The following is a 17,043-nucleotide window of genomic DNA, read 5'->3' on the forward strand; positions in this document are numbered from 1 at the left end:
GCGCCTTTTGCCCCGCTTAAAGGGTAATCACCACCGACCCCATTTTATCCGCGCTTTCCACCAGTTCATGGGCCTCTGCCACATGATCCAGCGCGAAAGTTGCGGCCACAGAATGGGTCATGCGCCCTGTGGCCAGCAGTTGGGTCAGCCCATCCACCGCAAAGCGGCGTGCTTCGGGCGTCAGGATATAGACCAGCACCATGCGCAGGGTCAGGTCTTTGAACATCATCGGCATAAAGGGGATTTGCGGCGCGGGATTGGCCGCAGAGCCATAGGCGGCAATCGTCCCGTTCGGACGCATCACTTCGGCCAGCAGATTTGCGTTTACACCAAATTCCAGCTCGACCGCGCGGTGGACCCCACCCGTCAGATCAAGAATCTGCTCGGCGGCATTTGCATCGCGATAATTCACCACGTGATCTGCGCCAGCTTCACGCACATAGGCGGCCTTTTCTTCAGAGGATACGGTGGTTATCACCTCTGCGCCGCCCATTTTTGCCATTTGAATTGCGTAGCGGGCCACGGTGCCTGCCCCGCCCGACACCAGGACTTTGTCCCCCTCAACAGGGCCATCCGCGAACATGCAGCGAAAGGCGGTCAGGGCAGGGATGCCCAGACAGGCGGCGGCGTCAAAAGACGTGCCTTCATCCAGATCAACCGCCTGTTCGGACGGCAGTGCGATGTATTCGGCGCAGGTGCCAAAGGGGCGTTGCCATTGGCCGTTCCAGATCCAGACCCGCTGGCCGACGCGCGCAGCGTCAACGCCCGCGCCCACAGCCTCGATCACGCCAGCGCCATCGGAATGGGGGATGATCAGGGGCACAGTCATCGGTCGCGATCCCGCGCGGGATTTCACATCCGAAGGATTGGCACCGGATGTGGCAAGCCGAACAAGGACTTCGCCTGCTTGGGGTGTGGGGGTTGGCAACTCGCCGATTTGTAAAACGTCATCGGCATGGCCTTGGGCGGTATAAAAGGCTGCTTTCATATTGGGTTCCTTGAGCTGAAGTCAAAAGGACCGCCCCGTTTGGCGGGCCAGATTTAGGGAAAAGGGAGGGGATCAGAGTGCTGTGTCCAAACCGCGGCCTTTCAGCAAGGCGTCCACTTTGGGCATACTGCCCCGAAACGCTTGGTACAGTGCGGCACCCTCGGCACTGCCCCCTGCGGAATAGATATGATCGTGCAGTTTGGCCGCCAAATCGGCATCAAACGGATCGCCGACCTCTTCAAAGGCGGCGAAAGCGTCAGCGTCCATCACCTCGGACCACATATAGCTGTAATAGCCGGACGAATATCCGTCACCCGAAAACACATGGGCAAAATGAGGCGTGGCATGGCGCATACGGATGGCTGCTGGTATATCCAGTTCCGCCAGAATTTCCGCCTGTCGGGCCAGCGGATCAGCGGGGGGCGGGCCGGAATGGAACGCCAGATCAACCAGCGCAGATGCTGTATATTCCACCGTGGAAAACCCCATGTCAAAGTTTTCAGCCGCCAGCAATTTATCCAGCAAGGCCTTTGGCATCGGCGCATCTGTGTCTGCATGACGGGCATATTTTTCCAACACGCTTGGCACCGACAGCCAGTGTTCATACAGTTGGCTGGGCAGTTCAACAAAGTCCCGCGCGACCGAAGTGCCCGAAATCATGGAATAATGCACGTCCGACAACATAGAATGCAGCGCATGTCCGAATTCATGGAACAGGGTGCGGGCATCATCAAAGGTCAGAAGATTGGGCTGGCCTGCGGGCGCTTTGGCAAAGTTGCAGACGTTGACGGTGATGGGGCGTACTTGCGTGCCAAGGTTGGATTGCGCGCGGAACCGTGAACACCAAGCGCCCGAGCGTTTTGAGGACCGCGCGAAATAATCCCCGATGAAAACCGCCATGTGACGGTCGCCTTTGCGCACCTCCCATGCGCGGGCGTCTTTGTGGTAGAGCGGCACATCAAGGCGGTGAAAGGTCAGCCCGAACAGACGGTTGGCACAGTCAAAGGCGGCCTCGATCATCTGGTCCAACTGGAAATAGGGCTTCAACTCTGCCTCATCCAGATCATATTCAGCCGCCCGCAGTTTTTCCGCGTAATAGCGCCAGTCCCAAGGTTCCAAATCGCCGTTCACGCCATCGTTGTGCATCATTTCCGTCAAACGCGCCGCATCGGCATTGGCAGCGGCTTTGGCAGGTTCCCAAACCGCCATCAGCAAATCGCGCACCGCTTCTGGTGTTTTGGCCATTTCCGGTTCCAGCTTGAAATCGGCGAATGTGTCATAGCCCAGCAGGTTGGCCCGTTCCTGACGCAGGCTCAGGGTTTCACGGACAATGTCGATATTGTCGGTTTTACCACCGTTTTCACCCCGTTTCCCCCAAGCAGTATAGGCTTTTTCCCGCAGGTCACGGCGCGCGGAAAACTGCAAAAACGGCACAATCAAAGAGCGGGACAGGGTGATGACATAGCCGTCCAGATCCCGTTCCTCAGCAGCAGAACGGGCGGCGGATTTCAGGAACTCTGGCAGGCCATCCAGATCGGCTGCGCCCAGTTCCATGAACCAGTCCCGTTCATCCGCCAGCAGGTTTTGCGAAAACGCAGTGCCCAGTTCGGCCAAGCGTTCAGTCACAGCGGGCAGACGGGTTTTGGCGGTCCCCGTCAACTGCGCACCTGCGCGCACAAACATGCGGTGATACAGGTCCAATACGCGGGATTGCTCGGCACTTAACCCCAGACTGTCACGGGTTTGAAACAGCGTATCCACACGGGCAAACAATGCCGCATTCATCATGGTTTCCGAACCAAAGGCGGCAAAACGCGGGGCGAGATCCCGTTGCAACGCTTCTCGCGTCGGGTTGCTGTCTGATCCGGACAGGTTAAAAAACACCCCCGCAACCTTGTCCATCAGTGCGTCGGCCTGCTCCATCGCGTCAATGGTATTGGCGAAACTGGCTGGCGCGGGATTATCGGCAATCGCGTTGATGGCCGCGCGGGATTGGGTGAAAGCAGCCTCAAAGGCGGGGGCAAAATCGGCGTCGGTGATCTGGTCGAACGGGGGCAGGGCAAAGGGGCCTGACCAATCGGAAAGAAACGGGTTTGTCGCGGACATGAATAGGGCTCCAAAAGGGGTTTGGCGTAGCTTAGGCGCTGGCGCTGCGGGTTTCCATAGCTTGCAAACAATCTGTCTTGGCCAAGCGCGCCGTCAACCGGATTTCGCACCCCGATTTGTGTCCTACGGGTCGCAGATTTTTCTGAAATCCCGCTGGGGTTGTCACAGTTTGGCCCATTTCAAACCGTATCCCGAAGCCAACTTTTGAATCGGGCAGACAGAATGAACAAACAATTCGCAATGGGGATCGTTGGGGCCTGCATGGCCTTGGGCGTCGGAGGTTATATGCTGGCAGGCTCTGTCACGGAATACGAGCAGAGCGCCGTTGTGAAACAATCGACAAGCCCCGCAGAGCAATTGGTCTATAAAATCGGCGACGAGGAAATTGAGATGGCTAAGGATGCCATCCCCGAAGCCTCTGCCAGAAACTTGCTGGGCGTGTTGCTAAGTGGCGGGGCCGAAATTGCCAAGAAAGACAGCCGCAAACCAACCGAAAGCGCGTTCCGGAAAGTGGGCAGTTTCAGCTCTGAATGTCATGCGGATGCGGGCGCTAAGAAATGCAGCGTCTTGGAATAGGTGCGATCCCGGGTTTTGGATATTTGACCCAAAAAGAGCCTTTTAGGGTGTTATCCATGCCATACAGGCTCTTTTTGGTCTAAATATCCAATTCCACTCCATGCCATGTGACCTGCTGCACATGGGGATTTGCATCCGCCAACACACGTATAGCGCTGTGGAAAGGCCACAGCCGCAGGGTAAGCTGGGCCTGTCCTTGGGCATTCAGTTCAAAAGCCAACCATGCCAGTGGGGAATTCTGCGTGGCTGATTTCCCCGCTTCTTCCATCGCTTGTGTGATCCGTGTTTGAACTGTGTCGGGCATATATTGCCAAGCGATGGAGTGCATTAACACGCGGGTTTGGCCAGTATCTGGCGGCGCGGCACATAGGGATTCAACCCAATTGGCTGCATCTGCGGCGGTCAGTTCGGGCGGGTGGCGTTGCGCCACATCAATTGCGGCGCGGGTGCGGGAGAGGCGGTCAGGTTGATCAGGCCAGATGTAAGAAAGCAGTCGGGTGGCCTGTGCGGGTGCGGTCACATCAATCGGGTTCAGGTCACATCCACCGCGCGCGATAATTGTGGGGGGCAGGGTTGGGGCGCTGCCCTGCCAGCGCGGTGTCAGGCGCAAGGCAGAGGCCGGATCGCCCAGACGGGCGCTGCCCAACTGGTGTGAAAATCGGTCAAGGTTCAGGTTCAGCCCGCCCGAAGCCCCGATTTCATAAAGCGCAAGCGGCAGGTTTGTGTCTGCCGCGATCACTGAGAGCCCTGCCATTAACAGGCTGGCGCGGGCGACCTCGTTGGTTTGGGGGGCGAATTGCAGGAAGGCGCAGATTTGTGCGTCGCAGTTTTTAACCGTGGCACTTATGGCTTCGGTAAGCTGCGCCTGCGCAGGCATTGGATTGGGCGGATAGAGCGCGGCCAGTTGCGGGCTTTGGCCGGACAACACCATGGCATGCAGCGCCCCGCTCAGGCGCAGGGGCACCACGTCTTTCAACGGGCCCGCCGCACCGGGCCAGTCTATCACCTTACGCCCCGTGGCTGTGCTGGCGTCCAGCGTAGCCACCAATGCATCCAGAACAGCGGCAGTGAATTGTGATCCCAACTGGCGGCACCATGTAGCTTGTTGTTCAAAAGCGTCGCGATCCAGCGGCATTGTCCCCTCCATGTCGTTTTCGCCCCCGCCACCGTCGATTGACAGTGGATTGGCGGCGTAAATTTTGGCTATTTGGCTGCAACATATCCTCAATAGAAGAGTCGTGCTATGAAATCCCACGTAAAAGCCTGTGTTGTCGGCGGCGGTGCTGTCGGGGCCTCGATCGCCTATCATCTGGCGAAAGCTGGTTGGAAAGACGTTATCCTGCTGGAGCGGGACGAGCTGACGTCAGGATCCACATGGCACGCGGCGGGATTGTTGCCGCTGTTCAACATGTCTTATGCGACCACGCATATTCACGATTACTCGGTGAAATTCTATAAGACACTAGAGGAAGAAACCGGTCTGAACGCTGGGTTTTCGGTGGTGGGCAATCTGCGGATGGCTCAGACCAAGGACCGGATGGACGAGTATATGCTGTACGGTGCAACCGCTGAATCTGTGGGCGTGCCGTTTGAAAGCCTGACCCCTGCGCAGATTAAGGAACGCTGGCCCTTGATCCGCACTGAAGATCTGAAGGGGGCGATTTATCACCCGACCGACGGCTATATCAATCCTGCGGATGTGACCATGGCCATGGCCAAAGGCGCGCGGCAACGGGGCGTGGAAATCATCCGCAAACGTCAGGTGGACAGCTATGAATGGACCGGCTCCGAATGGATCGTGCGCGGGACTGTGATGATCGAGGTGGGCGGCAATCTGGTGCCTTCCGAGGAAACCTTTGAAATTCACGCGGAACATGTGGTTACAGCCACGGGAAACCACGCGCAGCGCACGGCGAAATTGCTGGGGATCAAAATCCCTGCCATCCCCGTTGAACACCAGTTCATCGTCACCGATGCTGACCCTGCGCTGCAAGCCTATCGCGCGGCTGGGCATGCGGAACACCCCGTGATCCGCGATGCGGATGCGCAATCCTATGTGCGGGAAGAACGAGGCGGCTGGATTTTGGGGGTCTATGAAAAGAACGCCCCAGCGCGGTTTGAATATGGCGTGCCTGACAGTTTCCGTGCCGACCTGTTCCAGCTTGATCTGGAGCGGATCGAAGAGCAGTACATGGCGATGATCCACCGGATTCCGTCCTGCGAAAACTCCGGCCTGAAAGACGATTTCAACGGTCCGATCTGTTACACGCCGGATGGCAATCCGCTGGTTGGTCCTGCACCCGGTCTGCGCAATATGTGGCTGGCCGAGGGCTTTTCTTTCGGGATCACTGCGGCGGGTGGTACGGGCTATTACATGGCGCAGATGATGGTTGAGGGCGAGGCCGAGATCGACATGGCATCGCTGGACCCGAAACGTTATGGCTCTTGGATGACGACCGAGTTCGCTGCCCGCAAGAACGAGGAATGTTACGACCACGTTTATATCCTTCACCACCCCGATGAGGAACGCCCCGCTGCGCGGCCACTGCGCACAGCACCTGCTTATGATCGTCAAAAGGCGCTGGGCGCACAGTTCGGTTTTGTGAACGGCTGGGAGCGTCCGAATTATTATGGCCCGCTGGATGCGCCGGAGAATTTCGATCATGACGGGCGGTCTTTCCGCCGTGGTACATGGTGGAAATACGCGGTGGAAGAAGCCAAAGCCATCCGTGAAGGGGTTGGCCTTGTGGATGCCACGGCCTTTACCAAACACGTGGTCAAAGGACCGGGTGCAACCGCATTTCTGGACTGGTTCACCTGTAACAAACTGCCCAAGATCGGCCGTATCAACCTGACTTATGCGCTGACCGATGCAGGCACGACCCGCACCGAATACACCATCGTGCGCAACGGCGAGGATTCCTATTACCTTGTTTCCGCAGGGGCGTGGACAGATTATGACGCCGATTTCCTGCGCAAAGCCGCTGAAGATAAAGCTGGCGAATTCGGCTATATCGAAATCCAGAACGTGACCAACCAATGGGGCGTTTTTGCCATCGCTGGCCCGAAATCCCGCGATGTTCTGAAGAAGATCATCAAGGACGCCGACCCTGATACAGCCCTGTCAAACAAGCGGTTTCCTTGGCTGTCTGCACAGCAAATCGAACTGGGCATGTGCCCTGTGAACGCGATCCGTGTGGCCTATACAGGGGAATTGGGCTGGGAATTGCACCACCCGATCGAAATGCAGAACTACCTGTGGGATCTGATCCTGAAAGCGGGCGCGGAGCACGGTCTGAAGCTGGTCGGAGCGCGGGCGCAAAACTGGCTACGGCAGGAAAAATCCTACCGAGCATTCGGCAACGAATTGGGCCGCGATGCCACCCCCGCCGAAGCCGATTTGCCCCGCTTTATCGACCTGAGTAAGGAATTCAACGGCAAGGCCGCGATGGAAGCCAAAGGCATCCGCGCCCAATGTGTCACCCTGCTGATTAACGGGCCAAACGATGCCGACCCATGGGGCCGCGAGGCGCTGCTGTTGGATGGCAAAAAAGTCGGGCGACTGACATCGGGCGGCTATTCGGTACATTTCGAGAAACAGATCGGAATGGGATATGTGTCCCCTGAACTGGCGAATGTCGGGCAGAAATTGCAGGTGCGGATGCTTGGCGAGTTGTGGAATGCCGAGGTGGTTGAGGACAGCCCCTATGACCCCACAAACGCCAATATTCGTGTAAGCGGATAGGTTCGATCCAAAGTTGTAGCAAACGCAAGCGCTGTCATTTTAAATGGCAGCGCTTTTTTTGCCCGCACACAATTTCCCGCACACAATTCTTCATTTGATGTACAATTGTTGTGCTACTAAAGTGTGAATATCCGGAACTTGGCGCAGAAAATGCGCTGAAAATATTTTAAGCAATAGGTAAAAGGAATTTTTAATGGAACTGAAATATAACGGCGGCGACACTGATTTTTTTAGCGCCCCATTCGACGAAGCCGGCGGGTTTTCGTTGATTAAAACCAAAAAAGTTATCTATTCGACAAGCGGAACGACAACGATCATTCAAGGCTCCGGATTTTCTGTCGGATCGGGTGGATTGCCCGGCACCACGGGAAAAGTGGAGTCCATTACCTACAAACAGGGCGGCAAGGTTATCGGAAAATTCACCGATCTGGGGTGGGCCATGTCGGCCCTGCTGCCCGCGTTGATTGCGCTGGATTCAGATGATTACGCGCAGGCCAACGCCCTGCTGTCGAGCGATGGGCTCACCATTAAAGCACTGGCTGCATCAGATGGATTCGTTCTACCATCGGCGCTGGAACTGGATGGCGGTGTCACTTTGACGGGGTCAAAGTTCAGTGATGTTGTGGCCACGGGCAGTAGCGCGGACAAGCTGGTTGGGCGCGGCGGCGCAGATACACTGGACGGTGGCGCTGGCAACGACGTGGTTGACGGCGGCGGTGGCAGTGACGAACTGATGGGCGGTTCGGGCAACGATAAAGTGAATGGCCGTGCTGGCAATGACCTGATCTATGGCGGCGAAGGCGATGACGTGCTGAACGGTGACGGGGGCCGTGATGAGGTCTCTGGCCATGACGGCGACGACACGATCAAAGGCGGCGGCGGCGCAGATTCGCTTTATGGTGATGGCGGCAATGACAAGATTTCAGCAGGCGGTGGCAGCGATCTGGTCTATGGCGGCATCGGCGACGATGAAATCGACGGTGACGGTGGCAAGGATTCCATTGAAGGTGGGGATGGCAATGACATCATCCGCGGTGGCGCTGGCAGTGACAGGATTGACGGCGAGGATGGCGATGACATCCTTGGTGGTAACAGTGGCGCCGACACGATCTATGGCGGCGCGGGCAATGACTTTATCGTCGGGGGCAGCGGACGGGATATTCTGTACGGCGGAACCGAGGCAGATCAGTTTATCTTTAACGCGGCCTCTGATAGTGGCAAAGGTGCTTTTGCAGATGTGATTGCAGATTTCGAACAAGGAATTGATTTTATAGATTTTTCCGTCTTTGGTTTGGCGTTTATCGGGGATGGTAAATTCTCGGGCACGGGCGCAGAACTGCTGGTTAAAAACGACGGTCCGAAAAGCCAGATCATTCTTGATCTAGACGGTGATGGCAAAGGCGACATGAGGGTGGATGTTTCGGGTGTGAACGACCTGACCGAAGATAGTTTCGTCTTGGTGGCAGACTCTCCCGAAATTGCATAACCCCAAAGCCCGGCCAACGCGCCGGGCTTTTCTTTGGCCCAAACACAGGCCGTTTACGAACAACAGTTGTGTTTTTTCCGCGTCGGGTGTGAAGTGATCGCAGTTCAATCCCCTTTCAGCGGAGCAACCGGATGACCCAAAGACTGGCCCACACTGCCCTTGTCGTTCAGGACTATGACGAGGCGATTGCCTTTTACGTGGATGTTCTGGGATTCGATCTGGTGGAAGACACCTATCAACCCGAACAGGACAAACGCTGGGTTGTGGTGCGGCCCAAAGGCGAAGGATCGGCGTCTTTGGTTCTGGCGCGTGCTTCATCCGAGGCGCAACAGGCGTTTATCGGAAATCAGGCTGGCGGGCGGGTGTTTCTATTCCTGCAAACCGATGATTTCTGGCGGGATTACAAGCTGTATCAGGAGCGCGGCGTAGAGTTTACCCGTGACCCTTTGGTGGCCGAATATGGCACAGTGGCGGTCTTCAAAGATCTGTATGGCACGCTCTGGGATTTGGTCGAGTTTTCCACCGAGTCCTGAAAGCGAAACGCCCCAATCCCCTTTGGATCGGGGCCAATCGGCTATTTCATGAATTTTCCAAGGATGTCATTCAGCGGCGACCCATCGCCATCTGCATCCAGCATCTGGGACAATGCACCCAGATCAGGGCCTTTGCCACCTGCACCGCCCAGAAAACCGCCGACCATCCCCATAATGCCGCCACTGCTGTCTGCACCGGAAAACTGGCCCATCAGGTTTTCGATGTTGCTATCAGGCATTTGTTTTTGCATCCCACCTTGCAGCATGGCGGCAAGGGCAGGCAGGAATTGCATCACCGTGGACAGATCAATCCCCGTCTGGTTAGCGGCCTCGGATGCGATTTCTTGGGGGGCTTGTTGGCCGCCCATCAGGGTTTCCAGAAAGGCCATGCCTTGGGCCTGCCCTGTGGGGGCGGCGGCTTGTGTGGCGTCTTCGAAAAACGCGCCCTGGCTTTCGCCGTGCAAAGAGGCCAGCAAATCCTGCAACCCGCCGCTTTCAGCCTTTTCTTTGGCAGCCTGACCGATGGTCGGCGTCAGCAGTTCCGAAAGTTTCGCAGCCTGATCTTGGTTCATGCCGAACTGACTGGCAAGCTGTGACAGACCTTGGCCCCCTTGGGCCTGTTGTAAAAGGGTCATTAGGGACATGGCGGTTCTCCGTTTGGGGCGCAAAATGCTTGGAGAATTATGCGGGGAGGAACCCGCGCGGGTCAAGGGAATGGGGGATTTTTTGCAGGCGGGACCTGCGTGGGGCGGCTGCGCAGGCCCTTGGACCCGCGCAACTGCCTATGGCTTAGCCGTTTTCCATATCCCAGCCCAAATGTTTGGCCACGGTGAAAATGTCTTTGTCACCGCGCCCGCACATGTTCATCACCATGATGTGGTCTTCGGGCAGGGTCGGGGCCAGTTTGCGCACATGGGCCAATGCGTGCGAAGGTTCTAGCGCTGGGATGATGCCCTCGGTGCGGCAGCTGAACTGGAACGCTTCCAATGCCTCGGCATCTGTCACGCTGACATATTCCGCGCGGCCCGTATCATGCAGCCAGCTGTGTTCCGGCCCGATGCCAGGGTAATCGAGCCCGGCCGAAATGGAATAGCCTTCCAGAATTTGCCCGGCGTCATCTTGCAACAAATAGGTGCGGTTGCCGTGCAGCACACCGGGTTTGCCACCCGTCAGGGATGCACAATGTTCCATCTTGTCATTCACGCCTTTGCCGCCAGCCTCGACCCCGATAATCCGCACGGATTTATCGTCTAGGAACGGAAAGAACAGACCCATCGCGTTGGACCCGCCGCCGATGGCCGCAATCACGCTGTCAGGCAAAGTGCCTTCGCCTTCTTGTTCGGCCAGTTGTTCGCGGACTTCTTTGCCGATGATGCTTTGGAAATCGCGCACCATCGCGGGATAAGGGTGCGGCCCCGCAACGGTGCCGATGCAATAAAACGTGTCGTCTACATTGGTGACCCAATCCCGCAAGGCGTCGTTCATAGCGTCTTTCAACGTGCCACGGCCACTGGTGACGGGCACAACCTCGGCCCCGAGCAGCCGCATGCGGAACACGTTGGGGGCTTGGCGTTCAACGTCATGGGCCCCCATATAGACCACACATTTCAACCCGAATTTCGCACAAACAGTCGCCGTAGCCACCCCGTGTTGCCCTGCGCCTGTTTCCGCGATGATCCGCGTCTTGCCCATGCGCCGCGCCAGCAGGATTTGCCCCAGCACGTTATTGATTTTATGGGCGCCTGTGTGGTTCAGCTCGTCCCGTTTGAAATAGACTTTCGCCCCGCCCAGTTCTTCGGTCACGCGGCTGGCGTAATACAACGGGCTGGGGCGGCCCACGTAATGTTTCCACAGGTAATCCATTTCGGCCCAGAAATCCGTATCCACTTTGGCTTTCTCGTATTCTGCTTCCAGATCGAGGATCAGCGGCATCAGTGTTTCTGACACAAACCGCCCGCCAAAATCGCCAAACCGACCGTTTTCATCAGGGCCGGACATAAAGGAATTGAGCAAATCGTTCATCAGGGTTCTCCTTGGGTCGAGAAGTGATCTAGCCCGTCTCTACAGGCAGGTAAACCCTGCGCACGGGCGGGCGATACGAATGGGGTAGAAAACACTGCACAGAAGCGGGGTTAGGTATGTTCTAAAGCTTCAACCGCCAGAATTGTGGGCAGGTGACGGATCAACTCGCCCCATGTGTCGCCCCCATCCAGACTGCCAAAGACCGAGCCGCTGTTGGTGCCGAAATAGACCCCCGCCGGATCGCGGGTATCGCCCGCCATCCCTTGGCGCAGCACGGTGAAGAAACAGCCCTCTTGGGGCAGCCCTGCGCGCATGTCCTGCCATGTGTCACCCCCATCGGATGACCGCCAGACCGCCGCTGCCGCATCGGGGGGAAACCGCCCTGCGCTGTCGCCGTTCAGCGGGATCGTCCACAGGGTTTTGGGATCACGGGGATGCACGCGGATCGGAAAGCCAAAGGTCGACGGCAGCCCCGCTGTGATGTCATCCCAACTGCGCCCGCCATTAGTGGACCGCCAGACCCCGTGGTGGTTTTGTTGATAAAGCAGGTCCTCGGATCCGGCGGCACGCATGATCGAATGGACACAATGGCCGGTCTCCCCGTCGCGGGGGGCGGCAGGGTGGTCGTGATGGGCGCAGGCTTGGGCTTTGGACAACCGATTGCGCCGTTCCCAGCTTTGTCCGCCGTCTTCGGTTGCAAAAACACCAGCGGCTGAAATGCCGATCCACAGTTTTTTGGCATCCGCAGGGTCGGCCACAATCGTGTGCAGCGTCAGCCCCGCCGCACCCGGGTTCCAACTGTCTGCTGATGGATGATTGGTCAGGCTGTCAATGCACTGCCATGTGTCACCCCGATCATCGCTTTTCAACAGAGTTGCAGGTTTAGCGCCCGCATAAAGCCTGTCGCCCACCAGCCCCAGCGACCAGACTTGTGTGAAACTGTCGCCGAAGGGTGGGGGCGTATCGGTCCAACCGATCATCGCCGCGAAATCGGGGTCGTTTGCAGCCCATTCGTCCATCTGGCCTGTGGTTAAACGGGTCAGTTGCCATGTGTCGCCGCCGTCATCAGACCGCCAAATACCAGCTCCGTGGAAATCTCCGCCACCGCCAGCCCAAAGGGTGCCGGTTTTCGGGTCACCGATAACGTGGTTGATCGGCCAGCCATCGCAAAACGGCCCCTTAACGCGCCAGCCGCTGCGGTCTTGCCCGCCAGAGGCCAGAAACACGCCTTTGGTTGTTCCAATCAGTAAAGTTGTTTGAAGCGAATCCATAATTGAACCTCCCCTAATGGGGGGAGGTTAGCATAAAACAGAGGATTTGGGGCGATCAGATTTTTGGCGGCTCGCCTTGCCGCGCGGTTGCGGCGCAAAACGCAGCGATCTTGGCGTTATCTTTCACGCCCGGCGCGCTTTCGACACCGCTGGATACATCCACTTGTTGCGCACCAGTCATCTGCATGGCCTGCGCGACATTTTCAGGGGTCAGCCCGCCTGCCAGCATCCACGGCACGGCCCAACGGCGTCCTGCGATCAGGCGCCAGTCAAAGGCCAGCCCGTTGCCGCCGGGCAGGGCGGCGTTTTTGGGTGGCTTTGCATCCACCAGCAATTGATCCGCCACCTTTGCATAGTCATTCAGGGCTGGCAGGTCATCCGCATCGGCCACGCCCACAGCTTTCATCACGGGCAGGCCGTAACGGGCTTTCACCTGGGCCACGCGCGCAGGGGATTCCGTGCCGTGTAGTTGCAGCATGTCGATGGGCACTTCGGCCAGAATAGCATCAAGTTCGGCGTCGCTGGCGTTTACGGTCAACGCGACTTTGCACAGGCCATCAGGCACGGCCAAAGCCAGCTCTCGGGCCTGTTCAATACTGACATTTCGGGGGGATTTTTCGAAAAAGACAAAGCCCAGATAGGCGGCCCCTGCTGTCACAGCGGCATCCAGCGATGCGCGTGTGGACAGCCCACAGATTTTGGCACGCATGATATTTACTCGATCAGGGCCAGAACATCGTCCGTGCCTTCGCCGGACTTGGCTTTCAGCACGTTGACTTCCCGTTCCAGACGGTGAACCTCTTTGCCCTTTTTGGACAGATCGTTGCGGTATTTGAATTCCCGCATCCATTCCCAGACAAAGCCGATCAACAGACCCGCAACAATGCCAAGAAAAATCACCAGAAACAGCGGCAGGGTCACGCTGCCGGATATTTGAAAGATCGAAGCCAGCTCTTCGGGCATCAGACGTAAAGTCACCATGCCACGATTGGCCAAGGCTACGATGATCAGGCACAGGCCGATCACAGCTAGAAAAAGATATCGAATATAACGCATCATGGGCCCAAACTCCTGCACAGGGTCACATCTAATCCGAACGGACCTAAATGCAACCAGACTTTGTCAGTTCTTAGTCTATGCAAACCAGTGGCACACCGCGACCAAAGGCATCAGCCGTCGTTCAAACGATCACGCAGCAGTTTACCGGTCTTGAAAAAGGGCACGTGTTTTTCGTCCACTTGAACGGATTCCCCTGTGCGGGGATTGCGCCCGACCCGGGCATCCCGTTTCTTGACTGAAAAAGCCCCGAAGCCGCGCAGCTCAACACGATCACCGTTTGCCAGTGCTTCGATGATTTCGTTGAACACCGTGGACACTATGCGTTCAACATCCCGCTGGTAGAGGTGCGGGTTTGCTTCTGCAATTTTATCCACTAATTCGGAACGTATCATAGACATTAGTCCTCCCAAGGGTGCGGCCTTATAATGGCTCTGCTTGAGTCTGACTTTACAGAATTTACTTTGCGATGGAATAGAGCCGTGGCCCCGTTTGCCCCGAAATTCGCCCTAACATGCCGTTTTCGGCGAGAAATTTCCCAACCGGAGCGAAAATTCCATCCTCTCGATAGTCCAAAGCGTAACTATCAACCGGAAGGTCGGCTTTTAGCGAATCGAGCGAATCAAGGTAATCAGTCGCTGTATCCAAGCCGCCGATGGCGTCGATCAACCCCAGATCCAGCGCTACGCGGCCGGTGAAAACCCGCCCATCTGCAACTTTATCCAGTGCCGCCCCTGTCAGATTACGCCGCTGCTCAACCAATCCGCGAAACCACTGGTAGCTTTCGTCGATCAACTCTTGCTCAACAGCAAGGCCCTTCGGGCTGGCTTTGCGGTAGGGGGTCAGGTCGGCCTTAAGTGGGCTGGACCGGATGGTTTGCATGCTGATGCCAAGAGTGGACATCAGGTCGGTTACATCGGGGTATTCCATAATCACACCGATGGAGCCGGTGATGGTATTGCCCCGTGCTATGATGTAATCGCTGCCGATTGCGGCGATATAGCCCCCGGATGCGGCCACTTCACCCAGCACTGAAACCACCGGTTTCACCTTGGCGATACTGCGCAACCGTTCAAATACGGCTTCAGAACCAACAGTGGTGCCGCCCGGGCTGCTGATCGTCAAAATCAAAGCTTTGGCACTGTCGTTCTTTTCAACCTCACGGAGAGTCGCGTCTAATGCAGGATCGTTATAGATAACGCCTGACAGGTCCACATGGGCAATGTGATCGCTGAAACGTGGCGTACCGGACAACCAGACAGATCCGACTGCAAGCACAAGTAAAAGCCCCAGCGTGGCAAACACACCGCGCCAGAACGCAGAGCGGCGCCACTTACGGCGCCGCTCCTCATAGAAGTCACGTTCAAAACCAGTCATTTCAGTTCCCAACGCGCGTTCCTTTTATCAATCGTCTTGGCCTTTCAGGGCCGCACCGAGGATATCGCCAAGCGATGCACCGGAGTCGGAAGAACCGTACTGTTGTACTGCTTCTTTCTCTTCTGCAATTTCGCGTGCTTTGATCGACAGACCAAGGCGACGGGATGCTTTGTCGATATTTGTGACGCGTGCGTCAATCTTATCGCCAACGCTGAACCGCTCTGGGCGCTGCTCTGCACGATCACGGGACAAGTCGGAGCGACGGATGAAGGATTTCATGCCGTCATATTCAACTTCGATGCCGCCGTCTTCGATGGAGGTCACGTTAACAGTCACAACCGCACCGCGTTTCACGCCAGCTGTTGCATCTGCGAACGGGTCGCCGTCCAGGGCTTTGATCGACAGGGAGATACGCTCTTTTTCAGCGTCGATGTCGGTCACAACAGCTTTAACGATGTCGCCTTTGGCGTAATCAGCCATAGCTTCTTCGCCGGAACGATCCCAATCCAGATCGGACAGGTGAACCATGCCGTCGATTTCGCCTTCCAGACCAACAAACAGACCGAATTCAGTGATGTTCTTAACTTCACCTTCAACTTCTGTGCCGATTGGGAATGCTGTTTCGAAGTTTTCCCACGGGTTGCCCTGAGTTTGTTTCAGGCCAAGGGAAACACGACGTTTCACGCTGTCGATTTCCAGAACCATCACGTCTACTTCTTGTGAAGTGGACACGATTTTGCCCGGGTGGACGTTCTTTTTGGTCCAAGACATTTCGGACACGTGAACCAGACCTTCGACACCGGCTTCCAGCTCTACAAATGCACCGTAATCGGTGATGTTTGTAACGCGGCCCTTGTGTACGGATTCCAAAGGATACCGTGCTTCAACATCGCCCCAAGGATCGTCCTGCAGCTGTTTCATGCCCAAGGAGATACGGTGGGTTTCTTTGTTGATCTTGATAACCTGAACTTTGATCGTTTCACCGATTGTCAGGATTTCAGATGGGTGGTTCACACGACGCCATGCCATGTCAGTCACGTGCAACAGACCGTCTACGCCGCCCAGATCAACGAACGCACCGTATTCGGTGATGTTCTTAACGACACCATCAACGGTTTCGCCTTCGGACAGGTTGCCAACGATTTCCGCACGCTGTTCAGCACGGGATTCTTCCAGAATGGCGCGACGGGATACAACGATGTTGCCACGACGACGGTCCATTTTCAGGATTTGGAACGGCTGCGCCATACCCATCAGAGGGCCGGCATCGCGTACTGGGCGTACGTCCACCTGAGAGCCTGGCAGGAACGCAACTGCGCCGCCCAGATCCACAGTGAAACCACCTTTTACGCGGCCAAAGATTGCGCCTTCGACGCGCTCTTCTGCTTCGTATGCTTTTTCCAGACGGTCCCAAGCTTCTTCACGACGGGCTTTGTCGCGTGAAATAACGGCTTCGCCACGGGCGTTTTCAACGCGCTCGAGGTAAACCTCTACGCTGTCGCCAACTTCTACTTCTGCGGCTTGACCTGGGGCTGCAAATTCTTTGAGGTCAACACGGCCTTCCATTTTATAGCCGATGTCGATGATAGCTTGGCCAGCTTCAATCGCCAGTACCAAACCCTTAACAACCGAACCCTCGTCCGGTGTGTCAATTTCAAAGCTCTCTGCCAAGAGGGCTTCAAAGTCTTCCATTGTCGCGTTAGCGCTCATATATACGTTTCCTTTTTCGTCGTTTTTACTGGCCACGCGGTTGGTCCCACGGGTCTTTGGGTTTCATTGCTCACGTCAAACAAACGGGTTTCGCTCAAACACACAAAGGGCCGGAGTGTGTCCAGCCCTGCTCTTCCCGTCGGCGTTATATCCGCCACCACTTGTCGTGATTG

Annotated in this window: 15 protein-coding genes; 4 read left to right on the forward strand and 11 right to left on the reverse strand. The window is 56.6% G+C overall.

Going from position 1 to position 17,043, the window contains the following annotated elements:
• Positions 1-16: 16 nt before the first annotated feature.
• Together GGE09_RS03655 and GGE09_RS03660 are read right to left on the reverse strand one after the other, a co-directional pair.
• A complete protein-coding gene (locus GGE09_RS03655) occupies positions 17-988 on the reverse strand; it encodes an NADPH:quinone reductase (RefSeq protein WP_309743970.1) in 972 nt (323 codons plus the stop codon).
• A 72-nt stretch (positions 989-1,060) separates the two neighbouring features.
• Positions 1,061-3,094 (reverse strand): M3 family metallopeptidase, encoded by a 2,034-nt coding sequence (locus tag GGE09_RS03660; protein ID WP_309743972.1) that lies wholly within the window; start codon positions 3,092-3,094, stop codon positions 1,061-1,063.
• 222 nt (positions 3,095-3,316) lie between these two features.
• Here GGE09_RS03660 and GGE09_RS03665 point away from each other — a divergent pair, with 222 nt between their 5' ends.
• Entirely contained in the window at positions 3,317-3,670 is a 354-nt protein-coding gene (locus GGE09_RS03665) for a hypothetical protein (protein ID WP_309743974.1), read from the forward strand.
• A gap of 79 nt (positions 3,671-3,749) precedes the next feature.
• Here the strand turns inward: GGE09_RS03665 and GGE09_RS03670 are convergent, their stop codons facing one another.
• Entirely contained in the window at positions 3,750-4,805 is a 1,056-nt protein-coding gene (locus tag GGE09_RS03670) for a DUF2332 family protein (RefSeq protein WP_309743976.1), read from the reverse strand.
• Positions 4,806-4,913: 108 nt separating this feature from the next.
• Between GGE09_RS03670 and GGE09_RS03675 the strand changes: the two genes are divergently transcribed.
• The 3 genes from GGE09_RS03675 (at position 4,914) to GGE09_RS03685 (ending at position 9,434) form a co-directional block, all read left to right on the forward strand.
• Entirely contained in the window at positions 4,914-7,415 is a 2,502-nt protein-coding gene (locus GGE09_RS03675; protein ID WP_309743978.1) for an FAD-dependent oxidoreductase, read from the forward strand.
• Between the two features lie 193 nt (positions 7,416-7,608).
• Positions 7,609-8,901: a calcium-binding protein gene (locus tag GGE09_RS03680; protein ID WP_309743979.1), complete on the forward strand. Its 1,293-nt coding sequence runs from the start codon at positions 7,609-7,611 to the stop codon at positions 8,899-8,901.
• 131 nt (positions 8,902-9,032) lie between these two features.
• A complete protein-coding gene (locus GGE09_RS03685; RefSeq protein WP_309743981.1) occupies positions 9,033-9,434 on the forward strand; it encodes a VOC family protein in 402 nt (133 codons plus the stop codon).
• Between the two features lie 41 nt (positions 9,435-9,475).
• Here GGE09_RS03685 and GGE09_RS03690 read toward each other — a convergent pair whose 3' ends face one another.
• The 8 genes from GGE09_RS03690 to rpsA form a co-directional block, all read right to left on the reverse strand.
• Positions 9,476-10,078 (reverse strand): DUF937 domain-containing protein, encoded by a 603-nt coding sequence (locus tag GGE09_RS03690; protein WP_309743983.1) that lies wholly within the window; start codon positions 10,076-10,078, stop codon positions 9,476-9,478.
• 145 nt (positions 10,079-10,223) lie between these two features.
• A complete protein-coding gene (gene trpB / locus GGE09_RS03695) occupies positions 10,224-11,456 on the reverse strand; it encodes a tryptophan synthase subunit beta (RefSeq protein WP_405048522.1) in 1,233 nt (410 codons plus the stop codon).
• 110 nt (positions 11,457-11,566) lie between these two features.
• A complete protein-coding gene (locus GGE09_RS03700) occupies positions 11,567-12,727 on the reverse strand; it encodes a sialidase family protein (RefSeq protein WP_309743984.1) in 1,161 nt (386 codons plus the stop codon).
• A 55-nt stretch (positions 12,728-12,782) separates the two neighbouring features.
• Positions 12,783-13,436, reverse strand: a complete 654-nt coding sequence (locus GGE09_RS03705; RefSeq protein ID WP_309743986.1) for a phosphoribosylanthranilate isomerase — start codon at positions 13,434-13,436, stop codon at positions 12,783-12,785.
• 5 nt (positions 13,437-13,441) lie between these two features.
• Positions 13,442-13,786 carry a LapA family protein gene (locus tag GGE09_RS03710; RefSeq protein ID WP_309743988.1) on the reverse strand — a complete coding sequence of 115 codons (345 nt, stop codon included), beginning with the start codon at positions 13,784-13,786 and terminating at the stop codon, positions 13,442-13,444.
• Positions 13,787-13,896: 110 nt separating this feature from the next.
• Positions 13,897-14,178, reverse strand: coding sequence for an integration host factor subunit beta (gene ihfB, locus GGE09_RS03715; protein WP_309743990.1), 282 nt, complete (start codon positions 14,176-14,178; stop codon positions 13,897-13,899).
• A 64-nt stretch (positions 14,179-14,242) separates the two neighbouring features.
• Positions 14,243-15,160 carry a signal peptide peptidase SppA gene (gene sppA / locus GGE09_RS03720; protein ID WP_309743992.1) on the reverse strand — a complete coding sequence of 306 codons (918 nt, stop codon included), beginning with the start codon at positions 15,158-15,160 and terminating at the stop codon, positions 14,243-14,245.
• Positions 15,161-15,187: 27 nt separating this feature from the next.
• Positions 15,188-16,870, reverse strand: coding sequence for a 30S ribosomal protein S1 (gene rpsA / locus GGE09_RS03725; RefSeq protein WP_309743994.1), 1,683 nt, complete (start codon positions 16,868-16,870; stop codon positions 15,188-15,190).
• Positions 16,871-17,043: the final 173 nt, after the last annotated feature.

The organism is Roseobacter sp. N2S (genome assembly GCF_031454055.1).
Classification (GTDB): Bacteria; Pseudomonadota; Alphaproteobacteria; order Rhodobacterales; family Rhodobacteraceae; genus Amylibacter.

Bases quoted from the DNA above. Each gene is read 5' to 3' on its own strand.
- sppA (WP_309743992.1), bottom strand. From the start codon at position 15,160: ATGACTGGTTTTGAACGTGACTTCTATGAGGAGCGGCGCCGTAAGTGG.
- GGE09_RS03710 (WP_309743988.1), bottom strand. From the start codon at position 13,786: ATGATGCGTTATATTCGATATCTTTTTCTAGCTGTGATCGGCCTGTGC.
- GGE09_RS03670 (WP_309743976.1), bottom strand. From the start codon at position 4,805: ATGCCGCTGGATCGCGACGCTTTTGAACAACAAGCTACATGGTGCCGC.
- rpsA (WP_309743994.1), bottom strand. From the start codon at position 16,870: ATGAGCGCTAACGCGACAATGGAAGACTTTGAAGCCCTCTTGGCAGAG.
- GGE09_RS03700 (WP_309743984.1), bottom strand. From the start codon at position 12,727: ATGGATTCGCTTCAAACAACTTTACTGATTGGAACAACCAAAGGCGTG.
- GGE09_RS03665 (WP_309743974.1), top strand. From the start codon at position 3,317: ATGAACAAACAATTCGCAATGGGGATCGTTGGGGCCTGCATGGCCTTG.
- GGE09_RS03685 (WP_309743981.1), top strand. From the start codon at position 9,033: ATGACCCAAAGACTGGCCCACACTGCCCTTGTCGTTCAGGACTATGAC.
- GGE09_RS03675 (WP_309743978.1), top strand. From the start codon at position 4,914: ATGAAATCCCACGTAAAAGCCTGTGTTGTCGGCGGCGGTGCTGTCGGG.
- trpB (WP_405048522.1), bottom strand. From the start codon at position 11,456: ATGAACGATTTGCTCAATTCCTTTATGTCCGGCCCTGATGAAAACGGT.
- GGE09_RS03705 (WP_309743986.1), bottom strand. From the start codon at position 13,436: ATGCGTGCCAAAATCTGTGGGCTGTCCACACGCGCATCGCTGGATGCC.
- ihfB (WP_309743990.1), bottom strand. From the start codon at position 14,178: ATGATACGTTCCGAATTAGTGGATAAAATTGCAGAAGCAAACCCGCAC.
- GGE09_RS03690 (WP_309743983.1), bottom strand. From the start codon at position 10,078: ATGTCCCTAATGACCCTTTTACAACAGGCCCAAGGGGGCCAAGGTCTG.
- GGE09_RS03660 (WP_309743972.1), bottom strand. From the start codon at position 3,094: ATGTCCGCGACAAACCCGTTTCTTTCCGATTGGTCAGGCCCCTTTGCC.
- GGE09_RS03680 (WP_309743979.1), top strand. From the start codon at position 7,609: ATGGAACTGAAATATAACGGCGGCGACACTGATTTTTTTAGCGCCCCA.
- GGE09_RS03655 (WP_309743970.1), bottom strand. From the start codon at position 988: ATGAAAGCAGCCTTTTATACCGCCCAAGGCCATGCCGATGACGTTTTA.